A 17,843-nucleotide genomic window follows, 5' to 3' on the forward strand; every position below is an offset into this window, starting at 1 on the left:
GCTTTCCGGGTTGAGAAATAGCCGACAGTTATACGGATTGATGGTTAAAATTGCCAGAGACGCGGGCGGCTTTCAGCGATAATCTGAAGGGTTATTGCGGGTAGTCAATCGCGTTGATATACCACAGCGCCGGCCCCACTGGCGTCTCGACGGTGGCGGCATCGCCGACCTCTTTTTTCAGCAGCGCCCGCGCCATGGGCGAGTCGATGGAGATGTAATCTTTGCGGCCAAAAATCTCATCGTAGCCCACAATGCGGAAGCGTTTGAGGTCGCCCTCATCGTTTTCAATTTCCACCCAGGCGCCAAAGAAGACTTTGCCATCCTGCTGGGGTGAATAGTCAACGATACGCAGCTGTTCAAGACTTTTGGTCAGATAGCGAACGCGACGGTCGATTTCACGCAGCCGTTTTTTATTGTACTGATAATCGGCATTTTCACTGCGATCGCCAAGACTGGCAGCCCAGGTGACTTTTTTTGTCACTTCCGGTCGCTCTTCACGCCAGAGATAGTCGAGTTCTGCTTTCAGCTTATCGAAGCCTTCGCGGGTAATGAGTCGGGTTTTCATGCTATACCGGCCAGAGAGATCCAAAGAAGAACAGTGTAAGACAAAGGGGGCGCGGCAAAAAAGGGCGGGGAAAGGGTTTTTAAAGGCTAAAAACCCACGTTGACTTCCCCGGCGGCGAAAGGGTTGGTGCTGAACAACAATCTGAAGCCAGTAATCTGAAGCTGTAAAAGAAGTCGTGATACTTATTTACCGGCGTGAGTCGCCGTGGTGGTCGATGTACCGGTGCTGTGACCGTCACCGCCGCCGCCGCCCATGGTGGCCAGCGCAACGCCCAGCAGGGCTGCGACTGCGCCAACACCGATGGCGTTAGAGTTACCTTGTGCTGTGGTGGTTGCCGCTGCGCCAGCTGCTTCACCGGTGGCTGTGGCAGCATAAGCAGGAGTGACGCTGCTTAATGCCAGCGCGCTCAGCAGTAAAATTGTTTTTTTCATTGTGTGTAATCCCCGTTGAGACATCGAATGTTGCCTGAGCAGTCTGGTTGAAAACGGAGAAGGCGAAAAGTTGGCTTTACTGATTGATTTAACGGACTTTAATTTCAACTGGTCTTGCTGGTGGCACCGCTGAAACTAATCCGAGAGGAGAGTGGGGCGTTACGCAGGTTTGCTGGAATATTATGCTGCCTGACTGCTGTTGAGGTAGATTATCTGGAGCTTATCCACAGTGATGGCTGATCATTAAGTCAAATTGTCTGCTAACTTGCTGAATTCGTTCATCGAATAAAAACTGGCCCGCTTCTGACGCCAGCGATTCAGAGAAACAGAGCCGTTTTTTCAGATTTGCCGTAACAGGGGCCGGGCAGCGCCAGACGCGTTAAAACTGACCCGAAATCGCCTTAAATCAAATATAAGCTCCTGTTTAATATGCTTTGTAACAATTTTGGCTAGAATATAAACCATTAATGACTGTCACTATAAGGCATCTTTTTTTAACAATGTTGGCTCAGGCAATAGCGCCTTTGGGAGTTGAAAATGCAAGAGAACTACAAAATTCTGGTCGTCGATGATGATATGCGTCTGCGTGCACTGCTTGAACGCTATCTCACCGAGCAGGGCTTTCAGGTGCGCAGTGTCGCTAATGCCGAGCAGATGGATCGTCTGTTAACCCGTGAATCCTTTCATCTGATGGTGCTCGACCTGATGTTGCCGGGCGAAGATGGTCTCTCTATCTGCCGTCGTCTGCGCAGTCAGAGCAACCCGATGCCGATTATTATGGTGACCGCCAAGGGCGAAGAGGTGGATCGTATCGTGGGGCTGGAGATCGGCGCTGACGACTATATTCCTAAACCCTTTAACCCGCGTGAGCTGCTGGCGCGTATCCGTGCGGTGCTGCGCCGTCAGGCCAATGAACTGCCAGGCGCACCTTCGCAGGAAGAGGCGATCATCGCCTTTGGTAAGTTCAAACTTAACCTCGGCACCCGCGAGATGTTCCGTGAAGATGAGCCGATGCCGCTGACCAGCGGTGAGTTTGCGGTGCTGAAAGCACTGGTCAGCCACCCGCGTGAGCCGCTGTCTCGCGATAAGCTGATGAACCTGGCGCGTGGCCGTGAATACAGCGCCATGGAACGTTCGATTGACGTCCAGATCTCCCGCCTGCGTCGCATGGTGGAAGAGGATCCTGCGCATCCGCGTTATATCCAGACCGTCTGGGGTCTGGGCTACGTCTTTGTGCCGGACGGCAGTAAAGCATGAAGCGACTGCGCTTCTCGCCTCGCAGTTCGTTTGCCCGCACCCTGCTGCTGATCGTTACCCTGCTGTTTGTCAGCCTGGTAACGACCTATCTGGTGGTGCTGAACTTCGCCATTCTTCCCAGCCTGCAACAGTTCAATAAGGTGCTCGCTTACGAAGTTCGTATGCTGATGACCGACCGGTTGCAGCTGGAAGATGGCACGCAGCTGGAAGTGCCACCGGCGTTTCGCCGGGAAATCTACCGCGAACTGGGGATCTCGCTCTACACCAATGCAGCAGCAGAGGAGAGCGGATTGCGATGGGCGCAGCACTATGAATTCCTGAGCGAGCAGATGGGCCAGCAGCTTGGCGGTCCCACCGATGTGCGGGTTGAGGTTAACAAAAACTCGCCCGTCGTCTGGCTGAAAACCTGGCTGTCGCCCGATATCTGGGTGCGGGTGCCGCTGACTGAGATTCATCAGGGCGACTTCTCGCCGCTGTTCCGCTACACCCTGGCGATTATGCTGCTGGCGATTGGCGGTGCCTGGCTGTTTATACGCATCCAGAACCGCCCGCTGGTGGATCTGGAGCACGCCGCTCTGCAGGTCGGGCGCGGGATTATTCCGCCGCCGCTGCGCGAGTATGGCGCGTCAGAAGTGCGATCGGTGACCCGCGCCTTTAACCAGATGGCGGCCGGGGTGAAGCAGCTGGCGGATGACCGCACGCTGTTAATGGCGGGCGTCAGCCACGATTTGCGAACGCCGCTGACCCGTATTCGTCTCGCCACCGAGATGATGAGCGAGCAGGATGGCTACCTGGCCGAATCGATTAATAAAGATATCGAAGAGTGCAACGCCATTATCGAACAGTTCATCGACTACCTGCGTACCGGTCAGGAGATGCAGACTGAGCGCGCCGACCTTAACAGTGTGCTGGGCGAAGTGGTGGCCGCTGAAAGCGGCTATGAACGTGAGATCGAAAATGCGGTGATGCCGGAAGAGTTAATGCTGGATATCAACCCGCTGTCGATTAAACGGGCACTGGCTAACCTGGTGGTCAATGCCGCGCGATACGGTAATGGCTGGATCAGGGTCAGCAGCGGACGGGAACTGCATCGTGCCTGGTTCCAGGTGGAAGATGATGGACCTGGCATCAAGCCGGATCAGCTGGCGCATCTGTTCCAGCCCTTTGTGCGCGGTGACAGCGCCCGCAGCACCAGCGGAACCGGTCTGGGCCTGGCGATCGTGCAGCGTATCATTGATGCCCATCAGGGCTCGCTGGAGATTGGCGAGAGCGAACGCGGCGGTTTACGCATTCGTGCCTGGTTGCCGTTAGTGGAAAGCATGGCGCTGAGCCACAACAACGGCAGCAACAGCGTGTCGGGATGATAAAAACGGCGCGGCAGTTTCATTGCCGCGCCGCTTCTTTTAGCGTTGCGGGCCAGCTTTCACCAGCGCAGCACCTGCGGCGTTATCCGTGTACTTGTCGAAGTTATCAATAAAACGCTGCGCCAGACCTTCGGCGGCGGCGGTCCACTTCTCCTCACTCTCCCAGCTACGACGCGGATCGAGCGTATCACTATCCAGTTCGCCCAGCGTAACCGGCATCTGCAGATTAAAGATCGGCAGCGTTTCCATCGGCGCATCATCCAGCTCACCCGCCAGAATGGCATTGATAATGGCGCGGGTATTCTTCAGTGAGATGCGTTTGCCGCTGCCGTTCCAGCCGGTATTGACCAGATAAGCCTGCGCACCGGACGCCTCCATCCGTTTCACCAGCACTTCCGCATACTGCGTCGGATGCAGCATCAGGAACGCCGCGCCGAAACAGGCGGAGAAGGTGGGGGTCGGCTCAGTGACGCCACGCTCGGTCCCCGCCAGTTTGGCGGTGAAACCTGACAGGAAATGATACTGCGTCTGCTCCGGCGTCAGACGTGAAACCGGTGGCAGCACGCCAAACGCATCGGCGGTCAGGAAAATCACTTTCTTCGCGTGGCCCGCTTTTGAGACCGGCTGCACGATATTGTCGATGTGATTGATCGGATAGGAGACGCGGGTGTTTTCGGTTTTGCTGCCGTCGTCATAATCGACGCTGCCATCTTCGCGAACCACCACATTTTCCAGCAGCGCATTGCGGCGAATGGCGCGGTAGATCTCCGGCTCAGCCTGCTCAGAGAGGTTGATGGTTTTGGCGTAGCAGCCGCCCTCGAAGTTAAACACGCCATCATCGTCCCAGCCGTGCTCATCATCGCCGATCAGCTGGCGGTCAGGATCGGTAGAGAGTGTGGTTTTACCGGTGCCCGAGAGGCCAAAGAAGATCGCCACATCGCCCGCTTTACCCACATTTGCTGAGCAGTGCATTGAGGCGATGCCTTTCAGCGGCAGCAGGTAGTTCATGATGGCGAACAGACCTTTCTTCATCTCGCCGCCGTACCAGGTTCCGCCAATCAGCTGCATGCGTTCAGTCAGATTGAAGGCGACAAAGTTTTCAGAGTGAAGACCCTGCGCCTGCCAGTCTGGATTGGTGCATTTGGCGCCGTTCATCACCACAAAGTCGGGAGTGAATTCGGCCAGTTCAGCGTCGTCAGGCTGGATGAACATGTTCTTCACGAAGTGTGCCTGCCAGGCCACTTCGGTGACAAAACGTACGCTCAGACGGGAATCGGCATTGGCACCACAGAACGCATCCACCACAAACAGGCGCTTGCCGGAAAGCTGGCGGGTGACGCAGCTTTTCAGCGCGTTCCAGGTCTCCTGCGACAGGGGCTGATTGTCGTTTTTGCCGGTGCCCTGGTCGTTCCACCACAGGGTATCGCGCGTGGTGTCGTCACGCACAATGTACTTATCCTTTGGCGATCGCCCGGTGAAAATCCCGGTGTCTACTGCAATCGCGCCGCTCTGCGTCAGGGTGCCACGAGCAAAACCTTCGAGGTCCGGGCGCGTCTCTTCCTGAAAAAGCGTGTCGTAATCAGGGTTGTAAACCACTTCCGTGGTATCCACGATGCCCAAAGCGGCAAGGTCTTGCGAGGTCAGGCCGTTAACGCGCATTTTACTGCTCCTTAAATCGGTGTCTGTTCTGCAAAGCAGAGATAGGTTGGGATCGTGCCACCGGCTGTTGTATCGGGTGCGACAAATCACTGACAGTCGACTGCGCTTCGTCACGACAGCCTGCAAAGATCACCGGGCAATTCAGGGCATCTGCCTCTGACTTCCGGGCGTTTGCACGATCGCGCGCAGTTTACTCTTCTGCGTTAAGGGAAAAAGAGCAGTGATCTAAAAATGCGACTCAGGGCGCGTTAAGGCTATGTTTCGAACGTTTAAAAGATGTTATGAAAGTAAAAAAAGATAATTTGTCTGAAAAATTATGGGGATAGGCATGGGCGGCGGGGAAGGGGCGGCAGAAGCCGCCCGATAAATCAGTGAAGCTGGTTATTATTCTCAAGGGAGTGGCTGCGAATACCGGCGATATCGACGGCGTCAAACACGTAGTTTGAGCCGCAATAGTCGCAGTGCATGTCGATTTTGCCATCTTCCGCGATGATCTCATCAACCTCTTCCTGCGGCAGCGTGGTCAGTACTTCGCCACAGCGCTCACGCGAGCAGGTGCATTTGTAGATCACCGGCTGCGGATCGTAGAGGGTGACCTCTTCCTGATGGTAGAGACGCCACAGCGCTTCATTCGCAGGCAGATCGATCAGCTCTTCCGTTTTAATGGTCTCGGTCAGCGTTGCCAGATGGTCGAAAACCTCTTTCTCCGTATCCTGCGCAGGCATCACCTGCAGCAGAATACCTGCGGCGCCTTTGTCGCTGGTGCGGATAAACAGCCGCGTTGGCAGCTGCTCTGAGCGCATGAAGTAATCTTCCAGGCACTCCGCCAGAGTTTCACCTTCCAGTCCCACCACACCCTGATAACGTTCGCCCTTTTCAGGGGAAATGGTGATCACCAGATAGCCATTGCCCACCATGCTTTTCAGGGTACTGTCGTCCGGGATGTCGCCTTTGATACGCGCTACGCCGCGCAGTTCCTGGTTGTTGTTGCCGTTGATCACCGCCAGCGACAGCGGACCGTCACCCTGCAATTGCACGGTGATTTCGCCATCAAACTTCAGCGTGGCAGTCAGCAGGCTGGTGGCGACCAGCATCTCACCCAGCAGCGTTTTAACCGGTGCCGGATAATCATGGTTCTTTACGGTTTCACGCCAGGTGTCAGAGACGTTCACCAGCTCGCCGCGCACGGCGGCATTTTCAAACAGATAACGGTGCAGTTGATCCTGGGCTGACATATTTTTTCTCTCACTGGTACGGGGCGATGGCGCGTCAGCTAAGACGGCGTTATTCATCGCCCGATAATTTAAACTTCATCAAATCGCGACGCTCTTTTTTGTCAGGTCGCCGATCGGGATGGGGCATAGTCAGCGCATTCATTTTGCGCGCCTGCGCCATTTTTTCGCGTTTTTCAATGCTGGCATCGGTTTCGCGATAGAGCTGCTGGGCCTCGCTGGCGGGACGGCGCTGAGCGCTGATGTCCGCCACCACCACGGTGCGTTCATCGTTGCCCTGACGCAGTGTCAGTTCCGCATTCAGCTCCACCACTTTGCCAGGTTTGCTGCGCTGGCCGTTGTAATGCACTTTGCCGCCTTCAATCATCTCCCGCGCAATCGCCCGGGTTTTGTAAAAGCGCGCGGCCCACAGCCACTTGTCGAGGCGTACCTCTTCGCTGCTTTTCTCTTTCTTCATTGCTGCTCCTGACTCAGATCAGCGTCCGGTAGTCGCCGGTGGCGCGATGACGCTGAAAGATTTGCTCAGGACGACCCGAATCGGGGTTCTTTACGCCTAAGCACTCGCCGATGCCCCATGACGTCGCAGCATCCAGAATCACTTCGCTATCATCGATAAACAGCGTGCGCGGCGCAGAAAAGCCGGTGTGCTGTTGTACCGCCTGCCATAAACGCTGGTCTTCTTTCGGATACCCAAAGGTATGGGTGGAAAGTAATAAATCAAGGTGCGGCGCTAAACCTGTCTGCGCCAGTTTGACGTCCAGATTGTAAGGATGCGCGTTGGTCAGCAGGATAGTGGACTTGCCCGCGCGGCGCAGAGCCTGCAAAAAAGGCAGCGTATCGTCACGCAGCGCAATGCGGCTGCGCATCGCCCAGGTCATGGCACGGATGTCCAGCGCCAGCGCTTCTGCCCAGTAATCCAGACAATACCAGTTTAGCGTATGGGCGACGGCCTGATACTTTTCCGCGATGATCGCTTCGGCTTCCGCCCGGGTGATGCCGCGTTGCTGACTGAGTTGTTCAGGCACATGCTCCAGCCAGAAGTGGCGATCAAACGCCAAATCCAGCAGCGTGCCATCCATGTCGAGCAGCACGGTATCAATCTCAGACCAGTTGAGCATGCGGATGTTTCACCCTGTAAAAAAACCGGGCGACAGGGTAGCACAGAAGGGCAGGGCTCAGAATATCGGGCGCACGCTCTGCAAAGTGCCGAGGTTATGATTGAAGCACTTGTCGTAATAGTGCTGGATATCGATCATGCGCTGGCGATTAAGGTGCATACGGCGCAGCGCCAGTAACCCATTGATCACACCGCAGGTTAACAGCACCAGCAGCAGCAATACGGTGCCGAGATAGCGCCATTGCGCCATGGCATCCGGTTCATTATGCAGCACGATATGACGCGTGCCGTTGGCATCCGTTGAAATGCTGGTGATGATGCCGCTGGCGCTGAAAGGCGTATGCAGCAGCATGGCGGAGATACGTTGCAGTTCGCGCCACTGAGAGGGCGGATCAAGATCAAACAGCGACACGGTTGGCTGAGGCTGATTCACCAGCTGGCGGCCCTCGTCGCTGACGATCAGAAAACCCCCTGGCGGCGGGCTGTTAAGATTTTCCGCTGCACGACGGGTTTCGCGGAAAAAGAAGGTCGAGGTGGCGGTATTGACCAGGTTTTCCAGGGCTTCAGCACTGACCGGCCGCAGCAGCACATTCATGCCGTTTAGCTGGCCGGAATCTGCGCGACGCATCAGCGCTTCCCAGTCTTTAGCATTGCCCAGGTTCACCAGCGCATTTTTCAGGCGCATACAATCCTGTGGCTGATTACAGAGATCCTGCGTTTTCATCACCAGATCGGAGAAGTCATCCAGCAGGATCATGCCGGACTTCTGAATCGCGGAGGCCAGCTGCGGATTCAGTTTAGGATCGGTATTGGTTTCCGGATGCAGCTGCTTTGTGGTGGTCTCCAGCAGAGCAGCGGCTTTATCAATAATGTCCGATTGTGGCTGCGGCAACGGCGTGGCGTTATTCCAGTAGACCGCCGAGCAGTCGAACGGCATGAAGGCGTAACTTCGGTTGCTCTGATAGTTGTCCGGCACCGAACACATGCCGGTACCGCTCACTTTGAGGTTGTCGCCAATATTCAGGGGCACGCTGCTGAGTTTATCGACGCTGCTGACCTCCAGGCTGTCGGTGCCCCTGGCCCAGGCCAGACTGAGCTTGATCGGCATGCCGAGCGGGATCCAGGTGACCAGCATGGTCAGCACCATCAGTGAACCACAGGCCAGCACCACGTTTTTCCGCCAGCGCTGAATAGGGAAGTTTTTGACTTCATCCTGCAGCGACAGGAAGCGACCCTGACGCACCACCTGACGGTTAAGGTAGATCTCCACATCCGTCACCTGTCCGAGATCGTGCGCGACATAAGGCTGCCAGTGTGGTGGATAGGCGAGGTCAATAATCCCCAGTGTGATATTGCTCTGCTCCTGGTTCGATTCGCTGAACAGGCCCCAGCGCTTAGGCGCGCCGCGCAGGCAGTGTATGTCACGCAGGCCGCGCTCACCCGGAATGCGGTAGAGCAGCCACAGGCTGGCGGCAATCATGACTGCACCCGTCAGCACCAGCCAGATCATCAGCGTTGCGGGGACTAACAGGCTGAAGAAGAAGAGTAAGAAGGCAAGAGAGATGAGCACCGCTTCACGCGTGCCATCTGGTCGCGACAGACGATACTCTTCCGGCGTCTCTTTGCGCACCTGCAGCAGTTCGACGTTTTCCGTTTCCGCTTTGCGGATAGAGGCGTTGGTCGACACCGGACGCATCAGCGTCGGCAGCGATTGCTGATCCACGGCGTAATCCACCAGCGAGTGGCCGTTCAGCGAGATCACCAGCGGAATAGATTGGGTGCGGATTAACTCAACGTAGTTTTCGTCGGCGATGTACTGCTCCCACAGCGGCGGCAGATGAACTTCAACTTCATCAAGGTAGTAGCGCCATTTATGGGGATCGTCCGTGGAGAGTCCGTAGCGGGTAATCGCACGGGTAACGGGGTAGACATTGTTGCTTTGTGCCGTCAGCGTCAGTCGTTCGGACGCGCTGCGCTTATCGGTCGTCACCGTAGTACGGGGCTGCTTTTCCAGCGCGGCGACATACTTATCAACCGCCTCACGCTCCTGAGCAGAGAGTTTACGGCAGGGCGGACTGATAAATGGCAGAGGTTTCGCCAACGGCGGACGATGCCGCATAGCGTACCAGAACCCAATGCCTGCCAGGATTGAACAGGTCAGCACTATGGCCAGGATCATCAAGATTGTGCTCATGCTCTGCTCAATTCAGCCAAAATGCTGCCTTCACTTTAAACTTTCGCTTTCGGTTATGCTCACTATAAAAGAGGCATTCCGGAAGATTATATAACCCTGAGGAGTCAGACACCCGATGAAATAGTGCCAGCGTATATCTGATTAGCATTTGTTAAACCCTGCCTTGTCCGAATGGTAACCGGCTCAGACTGGATTAAGTATCGGTATTATCTGAAACTTATCGCAGCATATTGACTAATGCAAATTTAGTCTTAACTGATAACCAAAGGCTGTTATTCAATCGATGTAATCTGTGTAACGATAACGTGATTGTCTGACTGTCGCACAATTGCCTGTGGTTAGGTATGCTAATTCGCTCCAGATAGCCGGCGCAAAATAATTTGAGGCTGATATGAAAATTCCAAAAAAACCTGACATCCTCAATATCACCGCCGTGGCACGTTCACGGTTATTCACCATTGAATCGGTCGATCTGACTTTCAGCAATGGTGCGCATCGCGTTTATGAGCGGATGAAGCCCTCAGAGCGTGAAGCGGTGATGATTGTGCCGATTATTGATGACCATCTGATCCTGATTCAGGAGTATGCCGTCGGACTGGAAACCTATGAGCTTGGTTTCCCCAAGGGGCTGATCGATTCAGGTGAAACCGTGAATGAAGCGGCAGTTCGCGAACTGAAAGAAGAGGTCGGTTTTGGTGCTGACCAGCTGACAACGCTGGGCAAACTCACCATGGCGCCCTCCTACTTTTCCAGCAAAATGAACATTGTGGTGGCGGAAGGTCTCTACGCTGAAAAGCTGGAAGGCGATGAGCCGGAGCCGCTGATTGTCCACCGCTGGCCGCTGAGCGATATGATGTCGCTGCTGGATGAACCCGATTTCCGCGAGGCACGTAATGTCAGTGCGCTGTTTATGGCGCGCGAATGGCTGGTGAAGCAGGGACGGCTAAGTTACTGAATATCATCTGTGACTGAATAAAAAAGGCCGACTGACGTCGGCCTTTTTTACAGTGCGGTTTCGTGGGTCACATCAGAACAGCTCGTGACTTTCACCGTTATCCATAATGGTGGTACCCACATCATGAACCGAATATTCGGTTGGCTGGGTGCCATTGATGAAGTACTCCTGACGGGTGTTACCCCCTCCATTTGCCAGCTTGCCGGTGCTGCGATCGATCGTCACCGTGACCACGCCATCCGGCGGTGTTAACGGCTGCACCGGTACACCATCCAGCGCACTCTTCATGTACTCATCCCATGCCGGTTGCGCGCTCTTGGCACCGCCTTCATAGCCCGAAATCTGATCGGGAATGGCGCCGGAGAGCGTGCTGCGGCCCAGATTGCGGCGCGCATCATCAAAGCCGATCCAGACTGAGGTGACCACGCCAGGGCCGTAACCCGAGAACCAGGCATCTTTCGAGCTGTTAGTGGTACCGGTTTTACCGCCGATATCATTACGCTTAAGGTCACGCCCGGCACGCCAGCCTGTTCCCATCCAGCCCGGTTCGCCAAAGATGTTAGTGTTTAGCGCGCTCTTGATCAGGAAGGTGAGCGGGGTGTTGATCACGTGCGGCGCATATTGCTGCTCACCCTGTTGTGCCTGAGCGGGAACCTGCTCCAGTTCAGGCTGAGGAACGGCCTGATTCTGATTGTTATTTGAGGCTGCAACGTTCTCGACGCTCTCTTCATTCAGGGCCAGCGCTTTTTTGGTCTCGCCGTAGATCACCGGCAGATTGCACTGCGGGCAGGCGATCTTCGGTTTCTCTTCAAATACGAGGCCGCCCTGTTCGTTCTCAATCCGGGTGATGAAGTAAGGATCGACCAGGAAGCCGCCATTCGCCATCACGGAGTAGCCGCGCACCACCTGTAACGGGGTAAACGAGGCCGCACCTAATGCCAGCGATTCGGTGTGAACAATGTTCTGAGCCGGGAAACCAAAGCGCTGCAGATACTCAGCGGCGTAATCCACGCCCATCGCACGCATCGCACGCACCATCACCACGTTTTTCGACTGGCCTAAACCCTGACGCAGACGAATCGGACCATCGTAAGTTGGCGGGGAGTTCTTGGGACGCCAGTCAGCACCCGCACCCGCATCCCAGCGTGAAATCGGCACATCGTTAAGGATTGAGGCGAGCGTCAGCCCGCGATCCATTGCGGCGGTATAGAGGAAAGGCTTGATATTAGAGCCGACCTGACGCAGCGCCTGGGTCGCACGGTTAAACATGCTCTGGTTAAAGGCAAAGCCGCCTACCAGCGCGCGCACCGCACCATCATTCGGATCCAGCGAGACCAGCGCCGAGTTCACATCCGGCACCTGGCCCAGCCACCACTCATCACCCACTTTGCGCACCCAGATCTGCTGGCCGGCCTGCAATACCTGCGTCACGCTTTTCGGCGTCGGGCCCTGCACGGTGTCAGACTTATAAGGACGCGCCCAGCGCACACCCGCTAATGCCAGCGACACATTGCTGCCATCTTTCAGCATCACCGTCGCTTCATCGCTGCGCGCTTCCGTTACTACTGCCGGATTGAGCGGACCATAGACCGGCAGCGTCTTCAGCGCTTTCTCAATTTTCGTCTGATCCCAGGCCGGTTCACCCACTTTCCACAGCACGCTGGTCGGGCCGCGATAGCCATGACGCATATCGTAGGCCATGACGTTATTGCGAACTGAGGTCTGCGCGGCTTCCTGCAGGCGACGGGTCACGGTGGTGTAGACCTTGTAACCGTCGGTGTAGGCATTCTCACCGTAGCGTTTCACCATCTCCTGACGCACCATCTCGCTGAGATAGGGGGCAGAGAAAGCGATTTCCGGACCGTGATACTTCGCGACCAGCGGCGTATTACGCGCCTCGTCATACTGCTGCTGCGTGATGTAATGCTGATCCAGCATACGCGCCAGCACCACGTTGCGGCGCGACAGGGCACGACTCGGCGAGTAAAGCGGGTTAAAGGTGGAAGGGGCTTTCGGCAGACCGGCAATCATCGCCATCTCACTCAGCGACAGCTGGTCAACCGGCTTACCAAAATAGACCTGTGAGGCTGCGCCAACGCCATAAGCACGGTAGCCGAGGTAGATCTTATTCAGGTAGAGCTCAAGTATTTCATCTTTGTTCAGCAACTGCTCAATGCGGATCGCCAGGAACGCTTCCTTTATTTTACGCATCAGGGTGCGTTCCGGACTCAGGAAGAAGTTACGGGCCAGCTGCTGAGTGATAGTACTGGCACCCTGCGAGGCGTGACCGGAGACCAGCGCAACGCTGGCCGCACGGAAAATACCCACCGGATCAACACCATGGTGCTCATAAAAACGGCTATCTTCGGTCGCAATAAACGCTTTCACCATCACAGGTGGCACTTGCTGCAGAGTCAAAGGAATACGGCGCATTTCGCCATACTGGGCGATTAGATCGCCATCGGCGCTGTAAACCTGCATAGGGGTTTGCAGACGCACATCTTTCAGCGTGTTTACGTCGGGCAGCTGTGGCTCTATGTATTTGTATAAACCATAAATCGAGCCAGCTCCCAACAGGATGCAACACACTGTAAGGATCAATAAATACTTTACGAACTTCACCTGGAATTTCCCATCTGTTGTCGTTTGAGCAGTTTATAAACAACCGCGCGGTAGTATAAAGGCAAGCCAGACGCTTTGATATGTCCATTTTCCCGGACGATAAGGAGATCGCGCGTATGGCTTTTCATACCTGGCAAATTGGGCTGGATATTCAGAATAGGCAGATTTGCGCCCTGGCCCTCCAGCCTCGTCGTGATGGCTGGCAGCTACGCCACTGGTGGCAGCAGCGGCTGCCGCAAGATACGTTAAGAAACGGCGTGCTGCAATCTTCGCCTGAATTACTGGCGGCCTTAACGGCCTGGCGTCAGCGGTTGCCACGCCGTTATTCGCTGCGGGTCGGACTGCCAGCCCAGCTGGTGCTGCAGCGCCAGCTTCCCCTGCCTGCGCAGTCGCTGAATGAGCCCGCGCTGGGGCACTACGTGCAGGCGGCCGCGCGCCGTCTCTTTCCGCTGGAGCCCGCTGCGCTGGCGCTGGATTACCGGCCGGGTGTGCAGAGCGGGCAGCTCTGCGTCACGGCAGCGCGGCTGGAGATTATCGACCAGTGGGCGGCACCCCTGTTGCAGGCGGGTTTAAAGCCGCAGGTGTTCGAACTGACCACCGAGGCGCTGAAGCGGTTAGCCCGGCAGGCAGCGCTGCAGGACGATGCGGTACTGGTTCTGCAGCAGGATAACCGCTGGCTCTGGAGCGATGCGCACACCGCTGCTGACACAGGCGAAGCCGCCACGCTGGAGGCACTGCAACGGCAGGCCTTTCCCGGGGCGCGTTCTGTCGCCTGGTGTACCGCAGAGCAGACGCCGTTGCCCGCAGACGTTAGCGCGTTTTCCCCTTTTGATCTGTTTCGTTATAAGCAGCCACCTTTGCCGGAGAATCCGGGCGCTTTTGCGCTGGCGGCCGGGCTGGCGCTGCGCGACGGAGATGAGTGATGGTCGCGGTTAATCTGCTGCCCTGGCGGCAGCGCCGTCGGCAACAGCAGCGGCGACAGAGCCTGGTCGTGCTGTCACTGGCGACTGGCGCCCTGTTACTGGTGGTGATGCAGCAAACCTGGCGGATCCAGCAGACGCGTCAGCAGGTGGCGCAGGCGAGCAGGACGCAACAGCAGGCGCTGGAAAGCATGGGGCAGCAGTTAGCGCAACAGAAGCAGTTACTGGAGCAGCTCGCGGTCGTGCATAAACAGCAGGCAAAGCATCGCCAGCAGGCTGCACAACTGGCCGCCTGGCAGCAGTTCTGGCTCGATTTACCCGCGTTGCTGCCCGACACCGCCTGGCTGACCCGGCTGGAGAAGCGCGACAACCATCTGACACTGGAGGGGCGGGCGCAGGATATGGCGGCAGTCCGACAGTTCCGCCAGCAATTAACCACTGTGGCCCTGTTTGGTCTGGTGAAGCAGGGCGGGGTTAAGCGTCAGGCTGATGGCCATTATCGGTTTTCACTGCGGGCAGAGATGCAGGATGTGAACAGTGAGTGAATGGTGGGAGCGCTGGTGGCAGATGGCCGCTATTGCGCGCTATGGCTTGCTCGCCGCGCTCTTATCCGGTCTGCTGCTGCTCTCCTGGATCCTGTGGTTACGGCCACAGCAGCAGGCGCTCATTGCTGAACAGCAGACGCTGTTGCAGTTGATCCGCACTCTGCAGCTGCGCCAGCACCAGTGGCGTCAGAACCCTGATAATACACAGTTGCAGGCGCAGCTGCAGTCGATGCAGATCGCGAGATCAGCATCTGCATCGGGCCGTGCAGTGGAAGAGATCCTGGCGGCACGCCGTAGCCAGCTGGAAGAGTGGCAGCCGGACGCCCCCTCACGCATGCTGACGCTGCATCTGCAGTGGCCGGCGTTCCAGTCGCTTTTTGCCGAGCTGGCCCAGGCCTCCGCACCGTTTCCGGTGCATTTCCAGCTGCTGGCGCAGCCGCAGTACCTGGTGGCTCAACTCTGGCTGGAACCTGACGATGCGCCATAGTCTGCTGATTTTACTGTTGTGCTGTGGCGGCGTGCTGGCGCGCGATCCGTTCCGGCCTGTAGCCGGTTCCGTCTGTGAGGCGTCAGTGGAACCGCTCACCGGCTGGCGTCTGCAGGGGATCATTGGCCGGGAGGCGCATTTCCATGCCTGGCTGCTGACCCCGCAGGGAGAGAGTATTACGGCCCGCACCGGCAAGCTATTTCCATTCGCACCCTGGCAACTGGCGGATATGACCCGCCGCAGCCTCACCTTAGCGGTGCCGAATAGCTGCAACGCACAACAGACCGCATTTTATTTAAAAGGACGATCGCATGATAAGGATAGCTACACTGCTGCTGCTACTAAGCTGCCTGCTGCCGGTTCACGCCGCTGATGAGGAGCCTCTCAGCCTGACTTTTGATAACGCCCCGGTAGAGCGTATTTTGCAGGCGCTGGCTGACTATCAGCAGATCAATCTGATGATTGCGCCAGAGGTTGAAGGTTCGTTATCGCTGCGGCTAGATAACCTGCCCTGGCATCAGGCGCTCAACCTGGTGGCGCGCATGGCAAAGCTGACGCTGGTTGAACAGGATAATGTCCTGCTGGTCTATCCGGAAAGCTGGCAGCAGGCTCAGCAGCAGGCACGTGAGGCTGAGCAGCAGCTACAGTTGCAGCAGATTCCTTTGCAACAGCGCGCTGTGATATTGCGTTATGCCAGCGCCAGCGAGGTGTATGCCAGCCTGCTGAGTGAGCGTCAGTCGCTGATGACACCGCGCGGTAGCGTGACGGTCGACAAACGCACCAACGCATTGTTACTGCGCGATAGTGCGGCGGCTTTAAAAGAGACGGAGCGCTGGATACGGGCGCTGGATCTGCCACTGGAACAGATTGAACTGTCAGCCCACATCGTCACTATCAGCGAGGAGCATCTGCAGGAGCTGGGCGTGAAGTGGGGATTGCAGGCGGGGGACGCCGCAGTAAATGATATCCTGCATCATCCCCGGCTGGATGTTCCGCTGGCGGTGAGTTCACCCGGCATCAGCGTGGGAATGGCGCTGGCGCGCATCGGAGGGCAGCTTCTGGATCTGGAGTTAAGTGCGCTGGAGCAGGAGAACCAGATTGAAATCATCGCCAGTCCGCGCCTCTTTACCTCACATCAGCAGACCGCTTCGATTAAGCAGGGCACAGAAATTCCTTATGAAGTGTCGGCAGGAAACAGCGGTGCCACCAGTATTGAGTTTAAAGAAGCGGTACTGGGTATGGAGGTGACACCGACGATTTCCGGCAATGGCCGCATCCAGTTGAAGATCCATATCAGTCAGAATATGCCGGGTCGCAGCATCAGAACCGGCGATAGCGACATATTATCCATCGATAAACAGGAAATTGAGACCCAGGTCACGGTCAGTGACGGGCAAACACTGGCGTTAGGCGGTATCTTTCAGCAGCAGCGCACCCGCGGACAGAATCAGGTGCCGCTACTGGGAAATGTGCCGCTGATTGGCGGGTTGTTTCGCCAGCAATCTGATCAGCGCAAAAAAAGAGAGTTGGTGATCTTCATTACGCCGCGATTGGTCAGGGAAGCAGCGCTTACGGCTGGATAAAACGGAAAATGCGTCCCTTAAGGCCATCTGCGTTGACGCAGGAGAGGAATTAGCTTACAAGGTTTAGCGATTTTCAATACGGTGTAACCGTCTATGCTGGGTAAATCCCGGCAAACAGATCAGAAAACTCCTCTGTACGCAGCGTTGTAAAGACGCAGCGCTGGCGCGTTACAGTTTCGCGAACACAGGCCAATTCAGAAATGGATGTGCTGAAGGCAATATAATCGGTTGCCAAACAGCCTTGAGTGTTGAGATAATTTTTCATCTGACTCTTGCTAACGCTCATGAGGTCTCAGTTCCTGTCCCGCCAGCAAATGCTGAACGCGGGGTATCATTAACGAATTCTTAGTAATACCGACAAAATGGCAGAGAAACGCAATATCTTTCTGGTTGGGCCGATGGGTGCCGGCAAAAGCACTATTGGCCGTCAGTTGGCTCAGCAACTCAACATGGAGTTCTTCGATTCCGATCAGGAAATTGAGCGACGCACCGGAGCGGATGTGGGCTGGGTTTTTGATGTCGAAGGCGAAGCTGGCTTTCGCGATCGCGAAGAAAAAATCATTAACGAACTGACCGAGAAGCAAGGCATCGTCCTGGCGACAGGCGGTGGTTCCGTCAAATCCCGGGAAACGCGTAATCGTCTCTCCGCCCGCGGTGTTGTGGTTTATCTTGAAACCACCATCGAGAAGCAACTGGCGCGCACCCAACGTGACAAAAAACGTCCGTTGCTGCAGGTGGATTCACCGCCGCGTGAAGTGCTCGAAGCGCTGGCTGGCGAACGTAACCCGCTCTACGAAGAGATCGCCGATGTAACCATTCGCACAGATGATCAGAGTGCGAAAGTGGTGGCGAATCAGATTATCCACATGTTGGAAAAAAGTTGATCCAACGTTCGAAGGCTCCTTAACAGGT

18 protein-coding genes are annotated in these 17,843 nt (G+C 56.2%); 9 read left to right on the top strand and 9 right to left on the bottom strand.

Annotated features, from left to right (window positions below):
- Positions 1 to 91: 91 nt before the first annotated feature.
- The gene (gene greB, locus OK412_RS19310) at positions 92 to 565 is read right to left on the bottom strand and encodes a transcription elongation factor GreB (protein ID WP_010253180.1); all 474 of its coding nucleotides are present in this window, start codon (positions 563 to 565) and stop codon (positions 92 to 94) included.
- A 182-nt stretch (positions 566 to 747) separates the two neighbouring features.
- Positions 748 to 996 (bottom strand): exopolysaccharide production protein YjbE, encoded by a 249-nt coding sequence (yjbE, locus tag OK412_RS19315; protein ID WP_010253177.1) that lies wholly within the window; start codon positions 994 to 996, stop codon positions 748 to 750.
- A gap of 537 nt (positions 997 to 1,533) precedes the next feature.
- Between yjbE and ompR the strand changes: the two genes are divergently transcribed.
- Together ompR and envZ are read left to right on the top strand one after the other, a co-directional pair.
- Positions 1,534 to 2,253 carry a two-component system response regulator OmpR gene (gene ompR / locus OK412_RS19320; RefSeq protein ID WP_003853014.1) on the top strand — a complete coding sequence of 240 codons (720 nt, stop codon included), beginning with the start codon at positions 1,534 to 1,536 and terminating at the stop codon, positions 2,251 to 2,253.
- Positions 2,250 to 3,617, top strand: a complete 1,368-nt coding sequence (envZ, locus tag OK412_RS19325; protein ID WP_010253168.1) for a two-component system sensor histidine kinase EnvZ — start codon at positions 2,250 to 2,252, stop codon at positions 3,615 to 3,617. The genes ompR and envZ overlap by 4 nt, the downstream gene beginning before the upstream one ends.
- Before the next feature lie 39 nt (positions 3,618 to 3,656).
- Here envZ and pckA read toward each other — a convergent pair whose 3' ends face one another.
- The 5 genes from pckA to OK412_RS19350 all read right to left on the bottom strand — a co-directional run bounded on the left by pckA (position 3,657) and on the right by OK412_RS19350 (position 9,819).
- The gene (pckA, locus tag OK412_RS19330) at positions 3,657 to 5,276 is read right to left on the bottom strand and encodes a phosphoenolpyruvate carboxykinase (ATP) (protein ID WP_264353453.1); all 1,620 of its coding nucleotides are present in this window, start codon (positions 5,274 to 5,276) and stop codon (positions 3,657 to 3,659) included.
- A 368-nt stretch (positions 5,277 to 5,644) separates the two neighbouring features.
- On the bottom strand, positions 5,645 to 6,511 hold the full coding sequence (gene hslO / locus OK412_RS19335; RefSeq protein WP_010671560.1) for an Hsp33 family molecular chaperone HslO: 867 nt from the start codon (positions 6,509 to 6,511) through the stop codon (positions 5,645 to 5,647).
- 49 nt (positions 6,512 to 6,560) lie between these two features.
- Positions 6,561 to 6,965: a ribosome-associated heat shock protein Hsp15 gene (hslR, locus tag OK412_RS19340; RefSeq protein WP_010253159.1), complete on the bottom strand. Its 405-nt coding sequence runs from the start codon at positions 6,963 to 6,965 to the stop codon at positions 6,561 to 6,563.
- 13 nt (positions 6,966 to 6,978) lie between these two features.
- Positions 6,979 to 7,626, bottom strand: coding sequence for a GMP/IMP nucleotidase (gene yrfG, locus OK412_RS19345; protein WP_010671561.1), 648 nt, complete (start codon positions 7,624 to 7,626; stop codon positions 6,979 to 6,981).
- 57 nt (positions 7,627 to 7,683) lie between these two features.
- Complete coding sequence (locus OK412_RS19350; protein WP_010253154.1) at positions 7,684 to 9,819, bottom strand: intracellular growth attenuator family protein; 2,136 nt, start codon at positions 9,817 to 9,819, stop codon at positions 7,684 to 7,686.
- Between the two features lie 391 nt (positions 9,820 to 10,210).
- Here OK412_RS19350 and nudE point away from each other — a divergent pair, with 391 nt between their 5' ends.
- A complete protein-coding gene (gene nudE, locus OK412_RS19355) occupies positions 10,211 to 10,774 on the top strand; it encodes an ADP compounds hydrolase NudE (RefSeq protein WP_010253151.1) in 564 nt (187 codons plus the stop codon).
- Positions 10,775 to 10,846: 72 nt separating this feature from the next.
- On the opposite strand, the gene mrcA is transcribed toward nudE, so the two are convergent.
- Positions 10,847 to 13,396, bottom strand: coding sequence for a peptidoglycan glycosyltransferase/peptidoglycan DD-transpeptidase MrcA (mrcA, locus tag OK412_RS19360; protein ID WP_264353454.1), 2,550 nt, complete (start codon positions 13,394 to 13,396; stop codon positions 10,847 to 10,849).
- A gap of 116 nt (positions 13,397 to 13,512) precedes the next feature.
- Between mrcA and pilM the strand changes: the two genes are divergently transcribed.
- The 5 genes from pilM to hofQ are packed head-to-tail and all read left to right on the top strand — an operon-like array spanning position 13,513 to position 16,931.
- Entirely contained in the window at positions 13,513 to 14,319 is an 807-nt protein-coding gene (gene pilM, locus OK412_RS19365; protein ID WP_264353455.1) for a type IV pilus biogenesis protein PilM, read from the top strand.
- Complete coding sequence (locus OK412_RS19370) at positions 14,319 to 14,861, top strand: PilN domain-containing protein (RefSeq protein WP_264353456.1); 543 nt, start codon at positions 14,319 to 14,321, stop codon at positions 14,859 to 14,861. The genes pilM and OK412_RS19370 overlap by 1 nt, the downstream gene beginning before the upstream one ends.
- Positions 14,854 to 15,348, top strand: coding sequence for a hypothetical protein (locus OK412_RS19375; protein ID WP_264353457.1), 495 nt, complete (start codon positions 14,854 to 14,856; stop codon positions 15,346 to 15,348). Before OK412_RS19370 ends, OK412_RS19375 begins: the two co-directional genes overlap by 8 nt.
- Entirely contained in the window at positions 15,338 to 15,721 is a 384-nt protein-coding gene (locus OK412_RS19380) for a HofP DNA utilization family protein (RefSeq protein ID WP_264353458.1), read from the top strand. Before OK412_RS19375 ends, OK412_RS19380 begins: the two co-directional genes overlap by 11 nt.
- Positions 15,660 to 16,931, top strand: a complete 1,272-nt coding sequence (gene hofQ, locus OK412_RS19385) for a DNA uptake porin HofQ (protein ID WP_264353459.1) — start codon at positions 15,660 to 15,662, stop codon at positions 16,929 to 16,931. The genes OK412_RS19380 and hofQ overlap by 62 nt, the downstream gene beginning before the upstream one ends.
- 91 nt (positions 16,932 to 17,022) lie before the next feature.
- Here hofQ and OK412_RS19390 read toward each other — a convergent pair whose 3' ends face one another.
- Complete coding sequence (locus OK412_RS19390) at positions 17,023 to 17,196, bottom strand: hypothetical protein (RefSeq protein WP_223265993.1); 174 nt, start codon at positions 17,194 to 17,196, stop codon at positions 17,023 to 17,025.
- 97 nt (positions 17,197 to 17,293) lie between these two features.
- On the opposite strand from OK412_RS19390, the gene aroK reads away from it, so the two are divergent.
- Entirely contained in the window at positions 17,294 to 17,815 is a 522-nt protein-coding gene (gene aroK, locus OK412_RS19395; protein WP_003852989.1) for a shikimate kinase AroK, read from the top strand.
- Positions 17,816 to 17,843: the final 28 nt, after the last annotated feature.

Origin of the sequence: Pantoea sp. JV6, assembly GCF_025910055.1 — a bacterium.
GTDB lineage: Bacteria > Pseudomonadota > Gammaproteobacteria > Enterobacterales > Enterobacteriaceae > Pantoea > Pantoea agglomerans.